The sequence below is a fragment of the Oerskovia merdavium genome, assembly GCF_014836755.1.
Lineage (GTDB): Bacteria > Actinomycetota > Actinomycetes > Actinomycetales > Cellulomonadaceae > Oerskovia > Oerskovia merdavium.
In genome coordinates, this window is the sequence record NZ_JACSQF010000017.1 from 62,769 (window position 1) to 72,118 (window position 9,350).

The 9,350-nt window shown below is 73.2% G+C and carries 8 protein-coding genes; 4 read left to right on the forward strand and 4 right to left on the reverse strand.

The annotated features are described in order from the left end of the window. Window positions 1-135: 135 nt before the first annotated feature. A complete protein-coding gene (locus tag H9641_RS15490) occupies window positions 136-1,326 on the forward strand; it encodes an acetyl-CoA C-acyltransferase (RefSeq protein ID WP_191805332.1) in 1,191 nt (396 codons plus the stop codon). A 166-nt stretch (window positions 1,327-1,492) separates the two neighbouring features. Further along, window positions 1,493-2,785 carry a glycosyltransferase 87 family protein gene (locus H9641_RS15495; RefSeq protein WP_318244627.1) on the forward strand — a complete coding sequence of 431 codons (1,293 nt, stop codon included), beginning with the start codon at window positions 1,493-1,495 and terminating at the stop codon, window positions 2,783-2,785. Here H9641_RS15495 and H9641_RS15500 read toward each other — a convergent pair. Continuing rightward, window positions 2,778-3,557: a hypothetical protein gene (locus H9641_RS15500; protein WP_191805333.1), complete on the reverse strand. Its 780-nt coding sequence runs from the start codon at window positions 3,555-3,557 to the stop codon at window positions 2,778-2,780. The genes H9641_RS15495 and H9641_RS15500 overlap by 8 nt on opposite strands. Window positions 3,558-3,832: 275 nt before the next feature. Between H9641_RS15500 and aztD the strand changes: the two genes are divergently transcribed. Next, on the forward strand, window positions 3,833-5,110 hold the full coding sequence (gene aztD / locus H9641_RS15505; protein ID WP_191805334.1) for a zinc metallochaperone AztD: 1,278 nt from the start codon (window positions 3,833-3,835) through the stop codon (window positions 5,108-5,110). A gap of 148 nt (window positions 5,111-5,258) precedes the next feature. Continuing rightward, the gene (locus H9641_RS15510; RefSeq protein ID WP_191805335.1) at window positions 5,259-7,106 is read left to right on the forward strand and encodes an FUSC family protein; all 1,848 of its coding nucleotides are present in this window, start codon (window positions 5,259-5,261) and stop codon (window positions 7,104-7,106) included. A gap of 21 nt (window positions 7,107-7,127) precedes the next feature. On the opposite strand, the gene H9641_RS15515 is transcribed toward H9641_RS15510, so the two are convergent. The 3 genes from H9641_RS15515 to lepB all read right to left on the reverse strand — a co-directional run. After that, window positions 7,128-7,538: an NUDIX domain-containing protein gene (locus H9641_RS15515; RefSeq protein ID WP_318244628.1), complete on the reverse strand. Its 411-nt coding sequence runs from the start codon at window positions 7,536-7,538 to the stop codon at window positions 7,128-7,130. A gap of 65 nt (window positions 7,539-7,603) precedes the next feature. Further along, entirely contained in the window at window positions 7,604-8,809 is a 1,206-nt protein-coding gene (locus H9641_RS15520) for a polysaccharide deacetylase family protein (RefSeq protein ID WP_318244629.1), read from the reverse strand. Window positions 8,810-8,891: 82 nt separating this feature from the next. Next, a partial coding sequence (lepB, locus tag H9641_RS20270; protein ID WP_225220564.1) for a signal peptidase I occupies window positions 8,892-9,350 on the reverse strand: 459 nt, incomplete at its 5' end.

Below are 9,350 nucleotides of genomic sequence, written 5' to 3' on the forward strand. Positions count from 1 at the left end.
GGCGCTCCCCCGTACCGGGAGCGCCGCACCCACGCGAGCGGCCCCACGGGCCGCCCCACCCCAGACCACCCGGCGCGGACCTCCGTTCACCTGACACCCCCGATCCGCGCCGGGCCCTTTCCGATGGAGCACCCCATGAGCAACGACGCCCACGTCCCCGTCCTCCTGCACGGCGCACGCACGCCGTTCACGCGCTTCCAGGGCGCGCTCGCGTCGCTGCCCGCGCACGAGCTGGGCGCGCACGCGATCCGCGGCGCGCTCGACGCCGCGGGCGTCGCCGCCACCGACGTCGACGCCGTGATCATGGGCCAGGTCATCCAGGCGGGCGGCGGTCAGGGGCCGGCGCGCCGGGCAGCGATCGCGGCCGGGATCGGTTGGGACGTCCCGACTGTCACGATCAACAAGCTGTGCCTGTCGGGCCTGACCGCGATCATCGACGCGGCGCGCCTGATCCGCACGGGCGAGGCGTCGGTCGTCGTCGCGGGCGGCCAGGAGTCCATGACGAACGCGCCACACCTCGTGCTCGGGTCGCGCAAGGGCTTCGCGTTCGGTGACGTGACCATGGCGGACTCGCTCACCCACGACGGTCTGCGCGACCCGTTCGACGGTCAGATCATGGGCGAGGCCACCGACCGCGGCTGCGCAACGCGCGGCATCGGCCGCGAGGAGCAGGACGAGTACGCCGCCCGCTCGCACACCCTCGCGGTGGCGGCCCGCGAGGAGGGGCGGCTCGCCGAGGAGATCGCGCCCGTCACCGTCCCGCAGCGCAAGGGCGACCCGGTCGTCGTCGCGGACGACGAGGGCATCCGTCCCGGCACCACGGTCGAGGCGCTCGCCCGCCTGCGCCCCGCGTTCGTCGAGGACGGCACCATCACGGCCGGCTCGTCGTCACCGCTGTCCGACGGCGCCGCGGCGGTCGTGGTCGTCAGCAAGGCCTTCGCGCTCTCCCGCGGCCTCACCTGGTTGGCCGAGATCCGGTCGGCCGGCCAGGTCGCGGGGCCCGACAACTCGCTGCACTCCCAGCCCGCCCGCGCGATCACCCACGCGCTCGAGCGCGAGGGCATGAAGGCCGACGAGCTCGACCTGGTCGAGATCAACGAGGCCTTCGCGGCCGTCGCGCTCCAGTCGGTCGAGGACCTCGGGATCGACCCCGGGCTCGTCAACACCGACGGTGGCGCGATCGCCCTGGGCCACCCGGTCGGCGCCTCGGGCGCGCGCCTGGCACTGCACCTGGCCCTCGCCCTCCAGCGCCGCGGGGGCGGCGTGGGTGCCGCCGCGCTGTGCGGCGGCGGCGGGCAGGGGGACGCGCTGATCCTGCGCGCCTGAGCTCTTCCCCTCGCGTCGCGCGGCGCTGCCTCACCGCGCCACCGGCGGCCCGCCCGGAGGTCCCCTTCGCCTCCGGCCGGGCCGCTTCTTCGTGCCCGACGGCGTGCGGCGTCCAGGGCGTGTCGCGCCGCCCGGGCGAGCGGCGCCGTCGTGCGACGATGAGCCCGTGCCCGAGACCTCCGCCGCCCGGCCCGCCTCGACCGGACGCCGGTTCCTCGCGTGGGCGCTGCGCTCGCCGTGGGCCCTGGTCGCGGGCTTCGCGCTCGTGCACGCCTGGCTCGTCTTCGACGCCCTGACCTGGGGGTACCGGATCTCGGGCGACGTGCAGCTGTACCGGGTCTGGGCCCGCACAGGCTGGGACCGCGGGATCTGGCCCGTGCTCGACTACGACTGGGTCTACCCGGTCGGAGCGTTGGTGCCCATCTCCGCCCCCGGCTTCCTCGGCACGTCGTTCGGGGCGTACTACGCACAGTTCCTCGTGCTGGTCGTCGCGCTGAACGCGGTCGCCCTGTGGTTCCTCGCGCGGCTGCCGGGCCGCGGCCGCGTCGCGGCCTGGTGGTGGCTCGCGTTCCTCGTCGCGCTCGGCCCCATCTTCCTGGGCCGGCTCGACGGCGTCGCCGCGGCCCTCCTGGTGATCGCCCTCGCGGTCGCGGTGCGTCGCCCGGCCGTGGCGACCGCGATCGCGACGTTCGGCGCCTGGGTCAAGATCGCCCCCGGGGCCGTGGTCGTCGCGCTCCTCACGACCGCTCGACGTCCGTGGCGCACCGTCGTGCTCCCGGGTGCGGCGGTCAGCGCGGTCGTCGTCGCGCTCGCCCTCGCGGGTGGAGCGGGCAAGCGGGTGCTCGGGGTGTTCGGGACCCAGGACGCGCGCAGCCTCCAGTCGGAGTCGGTGTTCGCGACCCCCTTCAGCGTCCTGCGGCTGTTCGACCCCCGGTTCCGGGTCTGGATGAACCCGGACATCCGTACGCTCGAGATCTACGGCCCCGGCACCGCGGTGACGGGACGGCTGCTCGACGTGCTGCTGCCCGTCGCCGTCCTCGCGATCGCGGCCCTCTCCTGGTGGGCCGTCCGGCGGCGGCCCGAGGTCCGCACCGACGTCTTCCTCCTGTCCGTCACGGCGCTGCTTCTGAGCCTCATCGTCTTCAACAAGGTGGGGTCGCCGCAGTTCGTCGCGTGGATCGGCCCTCCCGTGGCGGTGGCGATCGCGCTCGCCGGGCGGGGTGCCCGCTCGGTCTGGTCGGCGCCCGCTCTCGCGGTCCTGGGCACCGCCGGGCTGACCCAGCTCCTCTACCCGGTCGCGTACGACCAGTTCATGGTCGGGGAGCCCTGGATCGTCCTGGTCGCGGCCGTGCGGAACCTCGCGCTCGTGGTCCTGCTGGTCGGGGCCGTGGTCCAGCTCGTGCGGCTGGGCCGGGGCGCGCGGCATCCTGCGCCCGGCCGCGCACAGCCCGTCACCTGACGTCACGCAGCGCGGCCCGTCGCACACGACGGAGCACCGCGTCGGCTTCCCGCGGGGCACGACGCGAGGCGCCCGCGAACAAGGCGGCCACCACGAGCACGTCCTCCCGTCGAGCGGTCCGCGTCCCTCCGCCCTCGGGCCAGAGGTCCGGCCGGAGCATCGACATCTCGGCACGCAGGGCAGGCGAGGCGGACCCGGACTCGACCTCGAGCCCGGCGAGGACCATCAGGTTCGCCAGCAGGTCGATCGTCACGTGCAGCACGGCCTCGACGAGGTCGTCGCTCGTGGTGCGCACGAGGTAGGTCGCGTCGTCGTCCCGACCCTCGCGGGCCGCCGCGGCGACCGCCGCCCCCACCTGTCGGGCCTCGGGTTCGCACGTCATCTGCCAGGCGTATCGATGGATCTCCGGGGCGCTCCGGACCGCGGCGCGCAGCTCCCGCAGCCGGGCGGCCACGAGGTGAGGGTCCTCGCGTCGGATCGCAGCGGCGACCAGCGAGCTCGCGAGCTGGAACGCGGCACGCGCCGCCTGCGCACCGAGGTCCTGCGACCGCAGGGACGTGGGCGCTCCGGCGAAGCCGTTGACCAGCGCGTCGACCGCGACCCTCGTCGAGAGGGCGTCCACGACGGCCGGCCGGTCGCGGGGCAGCACCTGGTTCCAGCTGATCATGAACTCGAGGTGCCCCTTCGTGGCGGCCTCGACGAGGTCGATCGCCACCTTGTCGGCCCTGGTCCGGCGCTCGACGGCGCCCTCCCCGCTCGTTCCGCGTCCCATCGTTCCTCCTGTGCTCCCGTGCTCCTGCGCTCCCGTGGCGCCTTCCGTCTCCAGCGTGCGCGGGCCTCCGGTCGCGCGCGTCGCTCGCGAGGACCAGACCCGCCCGGGGCACCTGCTGCGTCTGCGGCAGGTGGCTGCCACCGACATAGGCGGCCCACTTGATAATGAGAGCGGTTCTCATTCTCTGCTACGGTGTGCGAGTTCGGTGCTCCCTGCGCCGGGCTGCATCGCACCTACCGGAAGGACGGTGGGACCCGCCGGGGTCCCGTGACGCCATGACCAGCACCAGACACCGCCACCTCGCCCTGGGGATCGCCCTCGCCCTGCCCGCCGCCGTGCTCGCCGGCTGCGCCACGGGCGAGGCCTCCCCCGCCGCGTCCTCCGACGCGTCCGAGCACGACCACGACCACGACGAGCACGAGGAGGGCGGCCACGGCACCGAGGCCGCGACCGACACCCCGCGCATCGCCCTGACCTACGACGGCGGGATCGTCGTCCTCGACGGCACGAGCCTCGAGCAGGTCGCCGACCTCCCGCTCGACGGCTTCACGCGCCTCAACCCCGCCGGGGACGAGCGCCACGTGATCGTCTCCGCGGGCGACGCGTTCCGGGTCCTCGACCTCGGCACGTGGGGCGAGCCGCACGGCAACCACTCGCACTTCTACACGTCCGACCCGGCCTTCACGACGACCGAGTTCGCAGCGAACCACCCCGGGCACGTGGTCCGCCACGCGGGCCGCACGGTCCTGTTCAACGACGGCTCAGGACTCGTCGAGTCGTTCGACCCGCACGACCTCGCGGACGGCGCGCCCGAGACCACGACGTACACGACCCCCTCGCCGCACCACGGCGTCGCGGTCGAGCTCGAGAACGGCGACCTGCTGGTCACCGACGGCACCGAGGACTCGCGGTCGAGCGTCGTGGTCCTCGACAGCGCCCGCCACGAGATCGCCCGCACCGACGCGTGCCCGGGCGTGCACGGCGAGGCCGTCGCGGCCGACGAGGCCGTGGTCGTGGGCTGCGAGGACGGCGTGGTCGTCTACGCGGGCGGCGAGCTGACCAAGGTCGCGTCGCCCGACGCCTACGGTCGCATCGGCAACCAGGCCGGCTCCGACGAGTCCCCCGTGGTCCTGGGCGACTACAAGTCCGACCCCGACGCCGAGCTCGAGCGCCCCACCCGCATCTCGCTCGTCGACACCGCGAGCAAGCAGATCACCCTGGTCGACACGGGCGCGAGCTACACGTTCCGCTCGCTCGGCCGCGGCCCGCACGGCGAGGCCCTCGTCCTGGGGACCGACGGGTCGCTGCGCGTCATCGACCCCGCCTCGGGGGCGATCACCAGCACGATCGCCGTGATCGACGCGTGGACCGAGCCCGACGACTGGCAGGCCCCGCGCCCCACGCTGTTCGTGCTCGACCACACGGCCTACGTGACCGACCCCGCCACGAAGGCCGTGCACGCGGTCGACATCGAGTCGGGCGAGGTCTACGCGAGCACCACGCTCGACGTGGTCCCCAACGAGCTGACGGGAGTCTCGGGCCTCCCCGGGTGACCTCCTGCCCGACGGCGCCACGCGCCCCGGGCGACCACCTCACCTCGCGAGGCGGTCGCCCGGGGCGCGCTGCGCCGTCGGGCCTCTCCGCTGCGAGCGAGAACCTCCGCGCATGGCACCCCTCGCCCTTCGGCCGTACCGTCGAGGCATGCCCGACCCAGCCGACCGTCGAGGAGTGCCCGTGAAGAGCTCAGGCAAGGCCGAGGCGCCCAAGCGCCCCCCGGGCAGCCCGATGCTGATCGTGCTGATGATGATCGTGGTCCTCCCCTCCGTGCTGCTCGCCGATGCCTGGGGGGCCGGACCGGTGGGGATCATCGGCGGCCTGACGGGCATGTTCGCGCTGGTGGCCTTCATGGGCGGTCCGCTCCGTGCCGACCTCCGCATCGCTGCCGTGATGGGCCCGCTGCTGATCTTCGCCGCAGCCGTCCCACGACTGGTGGCCGAGACCTCGCGCCCCGCGGCGATCGCTCTCGTCGTGGTGCTCGTGTTCGTGGCCGCGCTCCTCCCCCTGCTCGGCCCACGCTTCGGCAACGCGGGGATGGGGCTCGGGATGACCACGGTGTTCGGCTACGGCTACGCACCGATGGGTGGGGCCGATCATCGGCAGGTGATCGCGGCGGCCGTCGCGGGGGTCGCCGTGGCGCTCGTCCTGCGCATCCTGATGGGGATCTCGGATCCTTCCAAGCAGACCCGCGAGCAGGTCGCCGCGGTGCTCGTCGCCGACGATCCGAGCGCCGCCACCGCCACCGCGTTCAGCACCTGGCTCAGCGACGGCAGGCAGCGCTGGCTCGCGGACGCGCTCGAGGGGGCCTCGCGCTACCGCCTGGCCCTGCACACGGCAGACCTCCTGGCGGCAGGCGGCCCCGACGACCCGGCACTCCGCGACCGGGCTCACGGGCTGGCCGAGGCGATGAAGGCCAAGCCCCGGCGGAACGAGACCGTCAAGGCACCGCTGCCGGCGCCGGCGGTCACCGAGGCCCCCTTCACCGAGGCCTCGCGCGCCCTGGACTCCGTCGAGCAGGCGATCCAGGAGCGCGACACCACCACGGTCACGCTCGATCGGGACCGGCGCCACCAGCTCCAGGACGCGGTGCTGCACCCCGCGGCCCGGCTGCAGTCCATCCAGGTCCGGCACGCGTTCCGCACCGCGCTCGCAGTGCTGCTGATGCTGCTGATCACGTCCGGCCTGGAACGGGGCGACCCCTTGGTCTCCACCGCGCTGCTGACCACGTTCAGCATCCTCCAGGCCAGCTGGAGCGGCACCGTGACCAAGACGAGGAACAAGATCATCGGTCTGGTCTCCGGCTCGCTCACGGTCGCGGTGGTCCTGCTGGTCGTCCCGTCGCGCTACCTCACGCTGGTCGCGGTCGTCGCCCTGTGCCTGGGGCTGTGGTACATCGTCACCCGGCCGGCGCTGGGCGGCGCCTTCATGGTCGTCGTCAGCGTCGGCTTCAACTCCGTGACCCGTGACCTGAACGCGGTCGACCTCCTGGCGCAGTACGTGGGGCTCACCCTGAGCGCGGTGCTGGTCGGGGTGGTCCTCGGCTTCGTCGTGATCCCGGGCTTCCGGCCCCCACCTCTGCGACGACGTATCGAGACCGCGACCCAGGCCACCGCGACCGCGCTCCGCGCCTCGTCAGGAAGGACCGGTCCACAGCAGCCGGAGGAGGTCGCCCTGCTCCGGGACGCCGTGCGCCTGCAGGACGAGCTGGTGCCCGACCGCGACCAGCTCGACGACAAGCAGCTCGCCGAGCTCGACACGCTGCGCAACGGGTTGCGCGACCTGACCGTCCTGGCCGACGCAGCACAGCTGAACCCCGGCGAGCTCGACCAGGTCCTCCAGGCCTTGAGCCCCGACGACCCGACGGGCGGGAACGAGCCCGACGGCACGGCCCCCGAGAGCCCGGACGCACCGTCCTCGACCCTGTGGGACCTGGCCCAGCAAGCCGGCTCGGCCGAGCGGTACCTGCTGCGAACGCTGCCGGTCCACGCCTGAGCCGGCTCGCACGGTCTCGCCTCAGGACCGGGCGAGCGCCTCCGCGAGGCGGTCGAGCAGCTCCACCTGTCCCGCGACCAGGAGCTCGCGCGCTCGCGTGAGCGGCACCCACGCGACCCGGTCGAGCTCCGGGAAGGTCGCCGTCCGACCGGAGCGTGGCGGCCACTCCATCTCGAACGTGTTGCTCGTCGCGGTGCTCGCGTCGAAGTCGGCGCGGCGCGCCCAGGCACGCACGGTCTTGCCCGCGCGCTGCCTGATCTGTCCCAGGTCGATCTCCGGCCCGTCGGGCGGTGCGGACCCGAGCTCCTCGGTGAACTCACGGACCGCCGCGGCGTGCGGGTCCTCGTCGGGATCGTGCTCACCCTTGGGGATGGTCCAGGCGCGCTCGTCCTTGCGCGCCCACAGCGGACCGCCCATGTGCCCGACGAGCACCTCGACCTCTCCCCCGTCAGCGACCCGGTGCAGGAGGAGCCCCGCGCTGCACCACGCCCCACGCCCTACGAGACCGGGGGACGTGCCTGGAGCTCGGCCAGGACCGCCGGGTCCTGGACGTTCATCCACGCGATGACGTCCTGGTACGTGGCGCAGATGGTCTCGGGCTTGCCGCACGCCTCGAGCATGAAGTCCTTGGCCGCCGGGTTGAACGCGTTGCCGCTCCACTGGTTGAAGTGGTTCGCCACGAGGACCGGCGCGCGGTTGCCGTTGAAGGCGACGTCGTACATGTGCCGGTACGTCTCGAGCACCGCGGCGCGGATCTCCGGGGCCCGCTCGGGCTGGTTCTGCGCCTTGTTGAACTTGTACCAGAAGTTGTAGTCCATGGCCATGACGTTGCCGAGCGTCGGGGAGCTCGTGGTCTGCATCCGGAACTCCCACACGCCGTACTCCTGCTTGGGCCACGCGATGCCGCTGCCCGGGATCGAGGAGTCGTACGTCTGCCCGTGCGCGGCCCACGCCGGAGCGATCTGGTCCCAGTTGCCCTCGAGGCACGGCGTCCGACCGCCCGTGACCTCGGAGGCCGGGATCTCGAGCGGGGGTGCGTCCTGGAGGCCGTTGATCTCCTGCCAGCCGTTCCAGAACCCGAAGAACTGGTCGAGCTCGCTGTTCCAGTCGGCCGTGGTCCAGTCCCCGCCACCGGGCGGGTTGTCCGCGCAGAAGTGCCCGTTGTAGTGCGTCCCGATCTCGTGCCCCTCGAGGTAGGCCGCGTTGAGGTCGCCCACGAGCGTCGTGACCGTGGCCGCGTCCCCGCCGAAGCCCACCGACGCCTTGCCCTGCGCGTGCCCGGGTCCCGTGTAGGCGTCGCGGTGCTCGTCCGTGAGCAGGTAGATGCCCGTGAGGAAGCCCGTGAACCGGGCGTCGACCTGGGCAGCCGCCTCACGGAACTCGGTCCACCGGTCGTGCCACCCCGCGCCGTCGAACGAGAAGATGATGAACTGCGGCGGGTTCTCCCCGGGTGCGAGCTTCGTCAGCGGGACGTTCGACGCCGCGCGCGTCGGCGTGGGGGTGGGCGTGGGGGTCGGCTTCTCCGGGGTGGGTTCCTCGGACGGTGACGTGTCGCCGGTGGGGCGCTCCGCCGTCGGGCCCGGTTCCGTGGGCCCCGGTGATCCCGTGCACCCGGCGACCAGCGCCAGTGCCGCGAGCACCGCCCCCGCGCCGAACGCCGCTCGGCGCACCGTACCGACAGGACGAGCAGAACGCAGTGACACGAAGAGTCCTTCCGAGCGTGGGCCGTCCCACCACGCTAGGGGAGGACGTGCCGCCGCGCTCGGCCTGGGCGGGTGAGTCTGCTCAGGGCTCCGGGACATCCTCGAAGACGCTCCCCGGGTTGCGCATGAGCGACGCGCGGTCGAGCGGCCACACCTTGGCGACCGCAGTACCGACGACGTTGTCGATCGGTACGAAACCCTGCCCGGGCTTGTCCGTGTTGTAGCGCGAGTCACCCGAGTTCTGCCGGTTGTCCCCCAGGACGAACAGCGAGTCCTCGGGCACGACCACGTCGAACTCGAGCTCGCTGGGGATCGAGCCGGGCTTGATGTAGGTCTCGTCGATCGCGACCCCGTTGACCGAGACGCGGCCCTGCGCGTCGCAGCACGTCACGTGGTCCCCGGGCAGCCCGATGACCCGCTTGATGAGGTGCTCGCCCGCGTCCACCGGACGGATGCCGATGAACGTCAGGAACGTCTCACCGGCCTTGACCAGGCCCGTCGACTCCTGCTGCGGCTGGCTCGCGAGCCAGACGCCCCGGTC